The following is a 13,635-nucleotide window of genomic DNA, read 5'->3' on the forward strand; positions in this document are numbered from 1 at the left end:
GAATTTTTGTGAATACTCGTAATTTTCTGCGCTAATTGAGTGGAACTATGTATATATTTCATGTAGCATCTATTTATATGCATAAAAATTAGTTAAAATAAAATGAAACTACATTTAAAAGCAGGGCTACATGTAAAAAATTGAAGGTACATAAAAATTTGATAATTTGCATGAATTTTAATTTCATAATGATCCTAGTTAAAGCTAAATGGATCTATAAAAACCTTAAGATAGTGATCATATGGGGAAATGAAAGGGAGTAATTGTAATGATTCAATCAATCGAAAGAGCTATGTTAGTTATAAATATACTGGCGAAGCATCCGAAGCGTTTTTTTACTGTGCAAGAAATTTTTAATGAAACAGACTTGCCTACTAGCACAATTTACAGATTATTATATACATTAGAAAGTTTTGATTTAGTAGAGAGAAATGAGAATAAAAAAGAATTTCGATTAGGGTATACATGGCTCCAACTTGGAATGAAAATGTATCATGAGACGGATATTAGAGAAAAAGCACATCCTTTATTAGAAAACCTTGCATATAATGTGCGCGAAACAATCTACTTAAGTATTGCTAAACAGTTTGCATCCATTATTATTGATCGAATTGATAGTCCTAAAAATGTCCGTATTATTGATATGATTGGTGAAAAAATTGCATATCCTATAGGAGCTCCAAATAAAGTATTACTTGCGTTTTCTAAAAGCGATGTACAGCAACAATTTTTCCAACAACTTGAGGAGCCTGAGAAAGAAAAATTGATAGAGAGCCTCAATGATGTAAGAGAAAAAGGCTTTGCCATAAGCGTTGGAGAAAAAACAAAGGGGACAGTATCCATAGCAGCACCTATATTTGATTCAAATAAACAAATAATTGCAGCCATTAGTGCAGAGTGCTTTGAATATGATACAGATGCTGGAAAATTAGAAAGTATAACACAGGAAGTTATTAAAACTGCACAGCAGCTATCTTTTGAATTAGGGTATATATAAGATTGCTTATTACGATAAAAACCATCTGATGTCAGTAATTAGTAGACATTAGATGGTTAATTTTTATATGAAAAGTGAGATTACTGTTGCTTGCTACTTATCAACCTTTTATAATAGTGGCTTTTCGAAGGTTTTATATTTAGCCATAGTAGAATGACAGCTACAAATGCCATCATAAAGGATGCGCTAACGACAACTGAGCGGATGGTTATCCATTCAGCAAAAATCCCAAAAATAGCAGTAAAAATAATAATAAAAAGAGCTTCAAAGAATCCATAAATACTTCCTATTCTACCCATGCTCTCAGAAGGAATATTATTTTGATAAAATGTATAAAATCCTGTATTCGCAAAGGCAGTAGCAAAGGATAATACAAAGCAACCTAAAGCGGCTATAAGAAAGGAAAAGGATGATGTAAATATTAAATAGCCCAATGCTGTTACGAGAGACCCCATACCTATTAACCAAGAAGTTGGTATTTTTTCAACAATAACAGAGTTGGTTAGCGAGCCAATTAAAACACCTACCCCTGCGATACTGACTAAAATACCATATTCTCCTTCGGATAAAGCTAATATTTGTGTTGCAAAGGCAGCCTCCAAAGAATCAGTAGCTGTCATCAAGATGATGATAGCACTAAACAACAAATAGACTACCATCACATAGGAATTTTTTAAGCTAAAGCGTATGACCATTTGCCAATCCTGAAGCAATACGCGATAAAGAGATGTTTTTTCTGTGTGATTAATAAATTTTTCAAGCGCTTCAATATTCGGCATTTTGAACGTTATACAGGCTGATAGAAATAAAGCAATCGCGTTTAAATATATGGCCATATAGGGTGTTCCGACTGTGAACAAGAAACCTGCGATTGCTGGCCCAGTTAGAAATGCACCAGAGTCGAGTAAACTGCGTAATGCATTAAAACGTTTCCTTTGTTCGATAGGAATTAACTTAGTGATATAAGTCATAGATGTCGGCTGATACATAGAGCTAGCTACTGTAATGAGAAAAACAAGGACATACATCCACAAGAGGCTTGAAAAGCAGGGGAGTATGACAATGAGTATAGATTGAAACATATTTAGAATAATCATTAGCTTTTTCTTATTAAAACGATCGATTAGGCTGCCTGACCAAAAATTAGTGAACAAGGAAGAGATCGCTCTTACAATATACAATCCAGAGACAGCCAGAGCAGATTCTGTGAGGTTTAACACAATTAAATTTAAGGCGATAAAATAAATCCATTCGCCAACACTGGAAACACCAATACTACATAATAGGATGGCAGGATAGCGCCAACTTTCCAAAGCTTTTCTCATATAAATTCCTCCTTAAGCAAAGTGACGATTTGCAAAATAAAAAACCCCACCCCCAAGACGATTAGTCTTAGGGACGAGGTTGTAGAATTTATATACTCACGTGGTGCCACCCTAGTTTACTATTATGTCACCATAATAGCCTTTTCAGTACGGCATAGAGCCTATGCTTATACTGTAACTCTATAACGGGAGTTCCCGTCGCACCATCATTCAAACAAAATCCAATGCGCTACTCCGAGGCTTGTTTCAATAATTCGTTCTTACTCGTTTTCAGCAATCCGAGCTCTCTGGGAAGAACTTCATTATTTACTCTTCTCTTCAATGTATTTTCGCTAGTGTAGCATATGTACATCATTTTGGTAAATAGTACTATAAAAAAATAACTAATTATTTTGTAGAAAGCTTTTTAATTGTGTTATAAGCGACTGGCAAAGCTGTATGGATAAAACAGCATTCAAAGGAATTTCAAGTGAATGATTAAGGTCCTCCAAAACTGCAAGCTGAAGGGTAGCAAGTTGCGCTAGCTTTTCCTGTGAATAGTGAGGGTCCGCTGTACCAATTGCCAAAAATGCATGTTTGTCTAATAGATTTGTCATTGTATGTTGAAGAGAAAGTAATGGGGTGAAAAGTACATAACGAGCAGGAATAGAAGGAGTCTGCTGCATATAATAATCGACAATCGGCATAGTACCTAAAGATTTTCCTAGATAAACGACTTCTCGATAAGGCTTTGATTGCAAGCTATTTTCTACTATAGGGTTGGCAACACGATAGACCATTTTTGATATGGCTTGGGAGTCCTGTTCGAATTGCTGTTGCTCAAATGTATAATTGATTTGGACGACATCATAGCCAAGTTCTAGCATTAATGCCGTAGAATAATAAAGTACAGGTTTATCATAGGTATATCCCGTACCAGAGAGCATAAAACATATTTTATCGCTTTTTCTGTCAAAAAAGTTATAGGATATACCATTGTACATGGAATGCTTAGGTTTGATTTTCATGAAGATTCCTCCATTTATAGTAATAATAGTTTATAATTGTACTATAACAAAGGGGGAGAAATTTATGAAGGCTATTATTATCAATGAGTTTGGAGCACCTAATGTTTTAACATCTATTGATTGTCCAAAACCGACTATTTCTGAGGGTGAAGTCTTAATACGGACAACCTATACAAGCGTGAACTTCGCAGATATTAAAAACCGTACAGGTAATAAAGCTAAAGCAAATTTTCCGATGGTTCTTGGTTTAGATGTTGCAGGGGTGATTGAAGAAGTTTTTAATGATAACAGTGGTTTTCAAAAGGGTGACCAAGTTATCGCATTCCCGAAAAACGGTGCTTATGCAGAATTTGTTGTAGCAAAGGAACAACTAGTTTTTAAAATTCCTAGGGGTGTATCAATAGAGAAGGTAGCAGCTGTACCGACAGTTTTATTTTTATCGTATATGTTAACACATCAAATAGCGGCCATTGGTCAGCAGGATGCTGTCTTAATTCATGCTGCTTCTGGTGGGGTAGGGACAATGCTTGTCCAAATGGTAAAAAGGCTCGGAGCTAAGCAGATTATAGGTACGGTAAGTAATTTAGAAAAAGCCCCAATCGTTTATCAGCTTGGTGCAGATCATGTACTTACATATGATCAATTTAGTACAAATGTCAATGAACTTACAAAGGGTCGGGGTGTTGATATTGTATACGATTCTATTGCAGGAGCTATCACCGAGGAGAGTTTAACTTGTTTAGCCCCTTACGGCACTCTTGTCCAATTCGGGAATAGTGGAGGCAGAGCAGGAAATATAAAAACAGCAGATTTACACAGTAGCTGCCGCAATATAAAAGGATTTAGCTTAGGTACGACAAGAGCTTTGAAGCCAGAACTGTTACAACAGGTAGCACAGGATATTTTCTCTTTAGTAAACGAAGACAGTTTTCAGGTGCCAATTGCTAAAATATTCCCACTAGAGGAAATGAAAGAGGCTCATGAATTTATGGAAAGTCGTCAGCATCAAGGAAAAATACTAATTAAAATATAAAAGCACAAAAAAGATGACACTCCAAATATGGGTGTCATCTTTTGTCCATCAACCATCTAGTTCAGTAAGTTTTTCATAAATACGTCTTTTACGATAAAGCATAATACCAGTTTCGGCTACATCCTGAATCATGCCTTTATTAGCATAGGCTCCAAAAACCATCCCTGCAATAGGGATCATTTGAAACAGCTTTTTCCAGCCTAGCTGATCACGATATGTGTAAAATACTTCCTGCCATCCTTGAAGCTGAGAAATCATGTTATCTGAAGCCTTTTTTGAGCTATTCATAGTAGAAAGCTCCTGTAAGATTGCTTCTTTACCAACAATATCAGCAGAGGTAAATTGTAAACATTTCACAATAAAAATACGTTCCATTTTATCGTTCGGATCATAGCCATGTATAATTGCTATTTCTTGCAAAGTTTTTAGTGCAGTCCCTAAAATCATAGGAATATCAATGGCTAAAGTAAAGATGCCACCAAAGCCAGTAGAGGCTCCTTGTACAGTAGCAAATTTCACACGTTCATTTTGTAATTTGTCACTGAGGGAGATCATGTCCTCTAAAGGAATCTGACCAATATCAGCTATAGTTATAATATGCTGTGTGGAAGAAAGGTCACGAATTTTTTGTATCATGGCTTGTTCATTGATTAAATACTTTCCACCTGACTGAATATAATTGCCTAGTTCATCTACCAATAAAGCAATTTTATTTTGAAGAAAGGTAGGTGTCATTTTATCTAATAATTTAAATGGTATTCTTCCTAATTTCTCCCAAAACCATAAATCTTTTTGATCTTTTTCCCACACTTGAATTTCTTGTAAATGCTGCTCTAATAACTCTCGATTCTCCATTATTGTCTTATCCCCTTATGTGTCCATTTAACTTTAAATACGAAAAAAAATATATAAAGTTTCGCTTTATTTAAATGAGATTTCAACAAACTAATGAATCACATGCTATTGCCAAACGGACGCAAGAAGTGCAATTCCTTCCTTTATTTGCTGAAGCGTCAATCCACCATACCCAATAATGATCATTGCTTCATTTGTTCCATTCTGATAGGAGGTAGAGCATGGATAGACTTGAACCCCTACCTCTTGAGCAAGATGGATCGCTCTACTCTCGGAGAGATGTTGTGGTAGCTTGATGACTATATGAAGCCCGGATTTTTCACCGATTACTTGAAATTCATTAGAAAAATGTGTAGAGATGGCAGTCAATAATGCTTGCTGCTTTTTACGATAGATTGTTCGCATTTTTGCCAAATGCTTATCGAATAGACCTTGTGCAAGAAAGTCTGCTAAGACAAGCTGGTCTACTTTGGAGACAACCGATTTTTGCTCAGAATGAAAAGTCATAAACGGCATAACTAGAGACTTTGGAAGGATCATATAACTAATGCGTAATGATGGAAGCAATGTTTTCGAAAATGTTCCGAAATAAATGACACGCTCAAGCTGATCCATTTTTGCTAAAGAAGGGATTGGTAGCCCCTTATAACGAAATTCAGAATCATAATCATCTTCAATAATAAGAGCCGCGTTCGAGTTAGCCCATTGTAACAATGCTACTCTTCTTTCTATGGTCATAATCATGCCTAATGGAAATTGATGAGCAGGTGTTGTGTATAACATGTGAACTGGTGTTGAAGGGAGTGTAATCCCTGAATAGTCCACAGGAATCGCCTTTGTGGACAATCCACATTGCTGTAAAACGGCACACACTCTTTTAAATCCTGGCTCCTCTAACCCAACGCGTGTCGCAGACCCAAGAAAATGACAAAGAGCCTGAAGCTGGCTTTGTGTACCACTATAAATAAATACCTGTGAAGCCTCACAGCTAACCCCACGAGAACGCTCTACATAGCGGGCAATCTCTGTGCGTAAAGTTGTCTCTCCCTCCCAAGGGCTTGTTGATAAGTTGTTACTATTAAAATGCTTTTTAATAAGCTTGTGCCAAGCAGTATAGGGAAAAGCCTCGTTGTCCACATGTCCATTTGTAAAATCAAATTGAATATTGTTAGGGATATTGATACTTGGAACAGATACATGCCGGGGTACTTGCTGTAGCCAATCCAATTCAAAGGGCGCAATAAAATAACCAGAACGCTCTTTACTATAAATATAGCCTTCTGCAAGTAACTGCTCATAGGCTTCCTTTATGGTGTGCACACTCACATTCAATGTTAGGGCGAGAGCTCGCTTAGAAGGCAGTTGTTCATGAGCAAGTAATTTTTTAGTGATAATAGCACGCTTTATTTCTTCATAGATCTGAATGTATTTTGCTTGATTGCCTGTAAATATAATGGAGAGCTCCACAAAATTGCCTCCCTTCTCTGGTATGGTTGATTTTTTAGTAATTGGTTATATATATCATATCAATTTTACCGTTAAATAAGTAAAAAAGGAGTGAAGTGTAATGGAGTTTATAACATTAGAAAATAAAGTAGTTAAACTAAAGCCTTTAGAATTAAGCGATTTACCAGGGATTTTAGAGACAGGAAGTTATCCAGAAATTTGGTCACATATGTCCATAACGATAGAAAAAAAGGAGGATGTGAATAAATTTGTGGAAAACGCCTTAAAGGCAAAAAACGAAAAAACAGAATTTCCATTTGTGATTGTGGATATACAATCAGGGGACATTATCGGGTCTACACGTTTTATGGATATTGATGACAAGCATAAGCGATTAGAAATTGGCTATACTTGGCTAACACCCACATACTGGCGTACAGCTATTAATACTAATTGTAAGTATTTGCTATTACGATACTCATTTGAGCATCTTCAATTACAACGTGTACAAATAAAAACGGATCATGATAATATCCGTTCTCAAAAGGCAATTGAGCGGATCGGTGCTACAAAAGAGGGAATATTGCGTAACCATATGATTCGTAAGGATGGGACGACTAGGCATACCGTTATGTATAGCATCACAATAGAAGAATGGCCACAGGTGAAAGAGCATTTAGAAAAGCTATTAGTTCCATTAGAATAGCCATAGGTATAAAAAGGAATTTGAATAATCCATAAAACCCTTTTTTCTTATAAAAAGTGTCAAAAAATAAAGGGGAGGGTAGAGTAGAGTACTGAAAAATTGAAAGAGGGTAATCTACTTGAAACCTAAATACACGTTAAGACAAATTTATGGTGATAATGCTGTGTATACACCAAGAACACCGTATAGTGATAATCCGTGGATGATGGATGATCCTCATAAGCTAGATGCTTTAACCTCAAGAGAAGTTGCTATTGCTGATATTCCCGTGCTAGTACATCGAGCAACACAAACAGAAAAGGCGCAAGAGCTTCATCAATTAGCAGGATTACCATGGGTCGAACAGCCTTATAGTTATGAGACTCAAGAGGAATATCTTTCACAGATCCAAACTTGGTGTAAGGAAGGGAAGACCATTGTATGCCAATATATACATGACCTGGAGCATATGGATCGTCAATGTTATTGGATGGATGCTGAGAAATTTAATGAGTTGAATACAAAAGCTTATATTGATCATTTAATCGATAGTAAATATGTGCCAAGTCGTCTTAATGTGGAGACGTATAGACTTTCAGATGCCATTAAAAATTGGCAGCCTCCTGTAGTATTAAAGCCTGGTGATGATTCGCCAACCTCGGGAGGATATGGCGTTACCATTTGTCATAATAAAGATGAATTGACGGAAGGTTTACGACAATTTCGCATGACGGGAACTGAAAGTATAATTATTGAGGAGCTTTTACAGACAAAGGACAACTATAGCTGTCAATTTGTTTACTCAGAGGAGCTAGGTATTCAATACTTGGGAGCTTCCCAGCAAATTACGGATGATAACGGCATTTACGAAGGGAATATCATTGTAGATAAAGTACCCGAAAAAGTAATTGAAGTAGGAAAGCATATTATGGAACGTGGCGTTGAGGAAGGCTTTGTAGGTGTGGCAGGCTTTGATTTAATTGTCACGGAAGCTGGTGATGTTCAAGCAATAGACTTAAATTTCCGCCAAAATGGTTCAACCTCAATGCTGATGTTTCATGATGCTTTAGGAAAGCCCATCAATAAATTTAGCTCCTATTCATCACAAAGCCCACAACAGAATGATCACTTCTATCAAACAATTAAGAAATATATAGAAAAAGGTATGTTATTTCCTTTATCTTTCTATGATGGTGATTATTTCGAGGAGTCCGTCCCTTCAAGATTTGTCGGTGTATGGTATGCAGATACGCTAGATGAAATTGAAAAACGGGAGAAGGAATTATTACCTGAAGAAAAGAATGGTCTTTAATCGACCATTCTTTTTTTATAGATAATTGCTGCGAAAATCCAAGAAAGAAGAGACCATACAATTATCGTAATCATAGGAATGAGAACATCTGCCATAGAATACTTACCTTCTAACGCCTCTGCTAAAAGTAATAACTGTGAGCTTGGTAGCCATTCAGCTAATTTTAAGATTGGGTAGGCCGAAGATAGAGCTAAGGCCAGAGGACCAAATGAGAAGATAACCATTACAGGCAACACAATAATAGATGCTTCCATAATAGATTTAGCAAATAAACCACATATTGTACCTAGAGCAATATAAAACACAGCAGAAAGCAATAATGCAATTGCTAAGATAAAAAGGTTTGCAGGTTCGTAGCCAACTAGAAAAATAGCCATTGTTACAGATACAATTGTAATAATTAGAACAAACAGGCTTTTACCAATTAAAATATCTCCAAGTGTGGCAGGGGAGAGCATAAGACTGCGAAGCGTGTTTTTTTCTTTTTCTTCTGCAATTAAACTACATTGTACGTAAGTAGTCACTATGGAAAATGTCATGTTAATTGGTAGAAAATACATGCTAATAGTATTTGCACCTAATTGATTATATAAAAACGCCATTATAAGTGGTAGTAATACCATAGATGATACGGCATAGTTACGTGAGAATTCCTTATAATCCTTCATCAATATAGCTTGAATACGTGCCATTGAAATGTTCATATTAAATCACTCCCTGTTATTTGCATAAAAATATCACCTAGTGTTGGCTCGTTTGTATAGATACGTGTAACTTGATCGGATTGCATCCATTGAAATAACTTCTCTGCATCTTGAGAACCATTTTCTATAATATCCTGTTCACCATTTTTAAGCTCTACTGTAATAGTGTCAGAGCCAAATTCTTTTTTTAGATCTTTTGGAGCGCCGATTGCTCGGATTTTTCCCCTATGAAGGAATGCTACACGGTCACAAAGTATCTCTGCTTCGCTCATATCATGCGTAGTTAAAAATATCGTTGTACCCAAGTCATTTAATCTTCGTAAGCCGTTATATATATGCTGTGTATTTACTGGGTCCAAAGCAGAAGTAGGCTCATCTAAAAATAACAATTCGGGCTTGTGCATAATGGCACGTGCAAGTGTAACACGTTGAATCATTCCTTTGGAAAGCTGACTGATCTTCTTTTTACGTTCAGCATATAAATTGACAAAGTCCAAAGCTTCTTTTACAGCAGATTGAGATAGCTGATATAAATTACTATAAAGTATTAAATTTTCTTCAATTGATAGTCTCGTATACAAGCCACTATTATCTGTTAAAATACCAAAACGTTTACGATTTTGACTTTGCTTCATTTCAGATGCATGCTGCCCAAATAATAGAACATTACCAGCCGATTTATCTGTTTGTGCTGTTAATATTTTAATTGTAGTAGTTTTACCAGAACCACTTGGGCCAAGAAAGCCGAATATTTCCCCTTTTTTAATGGTAAAGGAAACATCCTGTAATGCTGTTTCATTATTAAATGTTTTTTTCAAGTTTTGTACTTCAATCACTGCATTCATGTATAAACCTCCTGTTTGTTGTTGATGTCTACACTATAAACAACAAGTAAAAGGGGTACAGTAAAAATGGGGTGAATGGCAGAAAAAAAAGCATGGGAAGAACATTATTGAAGGTGACAGGAGTCGATTATTTCCTGGGAAATCTACTAAATTCCGAGTATTTCCTTTAAAGTTGCCAATTTATTTTTCGACAGTGGAACAACTGTCTTTTCTGTACTGTTGAGTGCTAAGCTATAGCTATTGCGTGTCCAAGTAATAATCTCTCGAACCTTTTGTAGGTTCACAATATAAGAACGATGGCTTCTAAAAAAGCCGAATGGTGTCAATTTTTGCTCTAACTCATTTAGCGATAGAGTACATGGATAAGCTTCACCTGCTACATAAATAGATACTTCTCCTTCAACACTTTCAATATAATCAATTTCGGGTGGATTAAATAAAATAATCTTTTCATTTTTCTTTGTTGGGATTTTATCTAGTCGAATGGGTGCATCTTCAAGAGGCTTTGGAGCTTGCTCAAGGCTACCCTCTTTTACGTCTAAAGGATGTAAGTCTGCCCCATCTAATCGATGTATAGTTGTACTTGCAACCATTAAGTCTTCTAGATTATTTGATAACAAAATGATAATTTTATGCTCTTTTGCGAGATTTTTTAGTAACTGTTGGATAGTTTGCTTTGAAAATTCATCTATATTTTGAAACGGTTCTTCTAAAATTTGAATAGATGCCGGATGTAGGTACATATTCAATAGTTTTAATCGCTGTTTTTCACTATTAGAAAGCTTACTAATTCTATTGTTTTTTTGTTCAGTAAGTTTAAAAAGCTTCAATATGTTCTCTGTTTCATTAGTTGGGCGGTTAAAAAGCTTTAAAATGAACTGGATATACTCGCGCGCTGTGAGTCGCTCATATAACGAGCTTTCACGAAAAGAAGTACACGTATCATCTCGTTTCATAAACCATTGCATTAATGTATGTATTTTGGAAACATCTGTATAGATGCCTATAATCGTGCCAGGTTGTAGAGAAAGATGGAAGCTTGGATAAATAACATTACCTGCTTCAATATATGGATCAACCTGAATATCAATATTTTGTTCCATGTTTATTCCTCCTATAGCTTGCTAGCTTGTAAAAAGTATTGAATATCGTTGAGTGCTTGCGAGTGGCTCAACTGACAGTAGTTTGAGTTAGAGGCATCCATAAAGCCATGTAAGCCTTGAAATTGTTTGATTTGAACATTCGGTATGCTTACAAGAGTATCCTTCAATGATTGAATATCAAAGCTATCTTCATGGCTAGGTAAGACAACCAAAGTTGGACAAGATGGAATGTTATCAAGGTATTGGCGGATCCGTGAGCCATATACACAAATGACACGGTGTAGGGGGAGTGTAGTTAATCTCCAGGCTAAAGTTGCACCTACACTATATCCAATTAATATTACCTCGTTGTAGTTATCACAAGCCTCCAATATTTTTGGTGAAAGCAACTCAAGAGGAGCATCAAAGCCAACTGTCTGTAAGAAAAAGTCATAGGCTTGTTTTTCCTGGTCATATGGAAATGAAAGCCCTTTTGGATAAAGTGAAATAAGGGAAACGGCAGTGTCCTCATCACTGTATATTTGTATTTGTTCTTCAATAAAAGGATTAACTCCATAGATTTCATGTAATATAAAAATTTTTCTTTTCATTGTGCCCTCGATCTTTTTTCCAATAGTGTATCAAAAAGTAAGTAAAACGTATAATCTGCTTTTAGAATGAATAGTGCAAAAGCATAATGATGAAAATTTTTATGGACAAATACATAAATTTAATATCATGATTTGTTATAATTTTATTTGATAATGATTATCATTATCGTATAATGGGATTAAGGAGGATTTTCCAAAGCAATATTTACATTTAGACATTTACGATTGAGCTGTATGCAGTTGAGCTAGTCCAATTGTTGAGATAGTAATGACCAAATGAAAGGTGTGTTAGGAATTGTTAGAACAAGAATTGTATGATGTAACCATTATTGGTGGTGGGCCAGCGGGTTTATATTCAAGCTTTTATTGTGGTTTACGTGAAATGAAAACCAAGCTAATTGAATCACAACCACAGCTAGGCGGTAAAATTCATGTTTATCCAGAGAAAATGATTTGGGATGTGGGAGGTGTAACGCCTATATCAGGGGGGCTACTTATTAAACAATTAGTTGAGCAAGCCTTAACCTTTAATCCTTCTATTTATACAAATGAAAAAGTGCTGACCATTGCTAAAAATGAAGATGGTATATTTGTCATCGCAGCAGAGTCAGGGAACATTCATTATTCCAAAACAGTTATCGTTGCTATTGGTGGTGGCATCCTAAATCCTCAAAAAATTGAAATTGAGGGGGCTGAACGCTTTGAAGTATCTAATTTAAATTACACAATTAAATCCTATGAAAAATTTAAAGATAAGGCAGTTATTATTTCTGGTGGTGGTAACACAGCGGTAGACTGGGCATTAGAATTAACGGAGGTAGCATCCAAGGTCTATTTAACTTATCGAAAAGATACATTGTCTGCACATGAGGCTCAAATTACAGAGCTTGCAAATAGTTCGATCGAATGCCATTTCAATTCTGAAATTACTAGGCTGATTGCAGACGATCAAGCAGGAATGATTAAAGCTATTGCTTTAACAAATCATGAAACTGGGACTGTAACAGAAATTCCTATTGATGAAGTTGTTATTAGTCATGGGTATGTGCGTGATAAAGAATTGTTAGATAATAGTCCATTAGCCATTGAGCGCAAAAATGATTATTTTATCGCTGGTACGATTAATAGTGAATCATCGATCCCAGGCCTTTATGCTGCGGGTGATATTTTGAGCCATGATGGTAAAATTCATTTAATTGCAGCAGCCTTTCATGATGCACTTCATGCAGTGAATAGTGCGAAGAAGTATATTCAACCTGATGCTTCTGAGGGAGGTATTGTTTCCTCACATAATGACATTTTCAAACATCGTAATCGTAAGCTATTACAGGAAAGTTTAAAATAATCGACTTTAGGAGCACTAATATATCGTTGGTGTTCCTTTCTTTTTGTCTTGATGTATATTTTAGAGGAAATACTTCTGGTGGACTATCAATATAACGCTGATTATAGAGTATATTTAAGAAAACTATACAAAGAATATGATTGTCATGGATATCGCGAAACATTTTAATAAAGAACCTATCTATTTGAGAAAAAAATGAGTGTTCGACAAATACTTATCTCGCGGATGTGTTGTATTTAAAAATCTAAAATGTACCTGACAAACTTTCATTTATCATTAAAGAATTTGCTGAAAAATCTCCAAGACAATTCCGTAAATAGATGAATTAACAAATACCTAATGAAAAAATAACTTTCATTAGGTGTTTTTCATCTAGAAAGAACATAGC

At 35.6% G+C, this 13,635-nt stretch carries 13 protein-coding genes and 1 other annotated feature; of the genes, 5 read left to right on the forward strand and 8 right to left on the reverse strand.

Going from position 1 to position 13,635, the window contains the following annotated elements; translation table 11 throughout:
- Window positions 1-268: 268 nt before the first annotated feature.
- Window positions 269-997, forward strand: coding sequence for an IclR family transcriptional regulator (locus tag L6W14_RS01580; protein WP_237899158.1), 729 nt, complete (start codon window positions 269-271; stop codon window positions 995-997).
- Window positions 998-1,077: 80 nt separating this feature from the next.
- Here L6W14_RS01580 and L6W14_RS01585 read toward each other — a convergent pair whose 3' ends face one another.
- Together L6W14_RS01585 and L6W14_RS01590 are read right to left on the reverse strand one after the other, a co-directional pair.
- Window positions 1,078-2,322 carry an MFS transporter gene (locus tag L6W14_RS01585; protein ID WP_131522468.1) on the reverse strand — a complete coding sequence of 415 codons (1,245 nt, stop codon included), beginning with the start codon at window positions 2,320-2,322 and terminating at the stop codon, window positions 1,078-1,080.
- Window positions 2,323-2,388: 66 nt separating this feature from the next.
- Window positions 2,389-2,653, reverse strand: a binding site (T-box leader).
- A gap of 52 nt (window positions 2,654-2,705) precedes the next feature.
- Entirely contained in the window at window positions 2,706-3,329 is a 624-nt protein-coding gene (locus L6W14_RS01590) for a hypothetical protein (RefSeq protein ID WP_131522469.1), read from the reverse strand.
- 64 nt (window positions 3,330-3,393) lie between these two features.
- Here L6W14_RS01590 and L6W14_RS01595 point away from each other — a divergent pair, with 64 nt between their 5' ends.
- Window positions 3,394-4,362, forward strand: coding sequence for a quinone oxidoreductase family protein (locus tag L6W14_RS01595; protein WP_131522470.1), 969 nt, complete (start codon window positions 3,394-3,396; stop codon window positions 4,360-4,362).
- A 48-nt stretch (window positions 4,363-4,410) separates the two neighbouring features.
- On the opposite strand, the gene L6W14_RS01600 is transcribed toward L6W14_RS01595, so the two are convergent.
- Together L6W14_RS01600 and L6W14_RS01605 are read right to left on the reverse strand one after the other, a co-directional pair.
- Entirely contained in the window at window positions 4,411-5,217 is an 807-nt protein-coding gene (locus L6W14_RS01600) for an EcsC family protein (protein WP_131522471.1), read from the reverse strand.
- Window positions 5,218-5,322: 105 nt separating this feature from the next.
- Entirely contained in the window at window positions 5,323-6,684 is a 1,362-nt protein-coding gene (locus tag L6W14_RS01605) for a MocR-like pyridoxine biosynthesis transcription factor PdxR (protein ID WP_131522472.1), read from the reverse strand.
- A gap of 100 nt (window positions 6,685-6,784) precedes the next feature.
- Here L6W14_RS01605 and L6W14_RS01610 point away from each other — a divergent pair, with 100 nt between their 5' ends.
- Together L6W14_RS01610 and L6W14_RS01615 are read left to right on the forward strand one after the other, a co-directional pair.
- A complete protein-coding gene (locus L6W14_RS01610; protein ID WP_131522473.1) occupies window positions 6,785-7,369 on the forward strand; it encodes a GNAT family N-acetyltransferase in 585 nt (194 codons plus the stop codon).
- Window positions 7,370-7,487: 118 nt separating this feature from the next.
- On the forward strand, window positions 7,488-8,660 hold the full coding sequence (locus tag L6W14_RS01615) for an L-aspartate--L-methionine ligase LdmS (RefSeq protein WP_131522474.1): 1,173 nt from the start codon (window positions 7,488-7,490) through the stop codon (window positions 8,658-8,660).
- Here the strand turns inward: L6W14_RS01615 and L6W14_RS01620 are convergent.
- The 4 genes from L6W14_RS01620 to L6W14_RS01635 all read right to left on the reverse strand — a co-directional run bounded on the left by L6W14_RS01620 (window position 8,657) and on the right by L6W14_RS01635 (window position 11,902).
- The gene (locus L6W14_RS01620) at window positions 8,657-9,364 is read right to left on the reverse strand and encodes an ABC transporter permease (protein ID WP_131522475.1); all 708 of its coding nucleotides are present in this window, start codon (window positions 9,362-9,364) and stop codon (window positions 8,657-8,659) included. The two genes, L6W14_RS01615 and L6W14_RS01620, sit on opposite strands and share 4 nt — an antisense overlap.
- Window positions 9,361-10,209: an ABC transporter ATP-binding protein gene (locus L6W14_RS01625; RefSeq protein ID WP_131522476.1), complete on the reverse strand. Its 849-nt coding sequence runs from the start codon at window positions 10,207-10,209 to the stop codon at window positions 9,361-9,363. The genes L6W14_RS01620 and L6W14_RS01625 overlap by 4 nt, the downstream gene beginning before the upstream one ends.
- A 146-nt stretch (window positions 10,210-10,355) precedes the next feature.
- Window positions 10,356-11,312, reverse strand: coding sequence for a LytTR family transcriptional regulator DNA-binding domain-containing protein (locus L6W14_RS01630; RefSeq protein ID WP_131522477.1), 957 nt, complete (start codon window positions 11,310-11,312; stop codon window positions 10,356-10,358).
- Window positions 11,313-11,323: 11 nt separating this feature from the next.
- Window positions 11,324-11,902 (reverse strand): dienelactone hydrolase family protein, encoded by a 579-nt coding sequence (locus L6W14_RS01635; protein WP_131522478.1) that lies wholly within the window; start codon window positions 11,900-11,902, stop codon window positions 11,324-11,326.
- Window positions 11,903-12,197: 295 nt separating this feature from the next.
- Here L6W14_RS01635 and L6W14_RS01640 point away from each other — a divergent pair, with 295 nt between their 5' ends.
- Window positions 12,198-13,247 (forward strand): NAD(P)/FAD-dependent oxidoreductase, encoded by a 1,050-nt coding sequence (locus L6W14_RS01640; RefSeq protein WP_131522479.1) that lies wholly within the window; start codon window positions 12,198-12,200, stop codon window positions 13,245-13,247.
- Window positions 13,248-13,635 lie beyond the last annotated feature (388 nt).

Source organism: Lysinibacillus sp. ACHW1.5 (assembly GCF_022014815.1).
Classification (GTDB): domain Bacteria; phylum Bacillota; class Bacilli; order Bacillales_A; family Planococcaceae; genus Lysinibacillus; species Lysinibacillus capsici.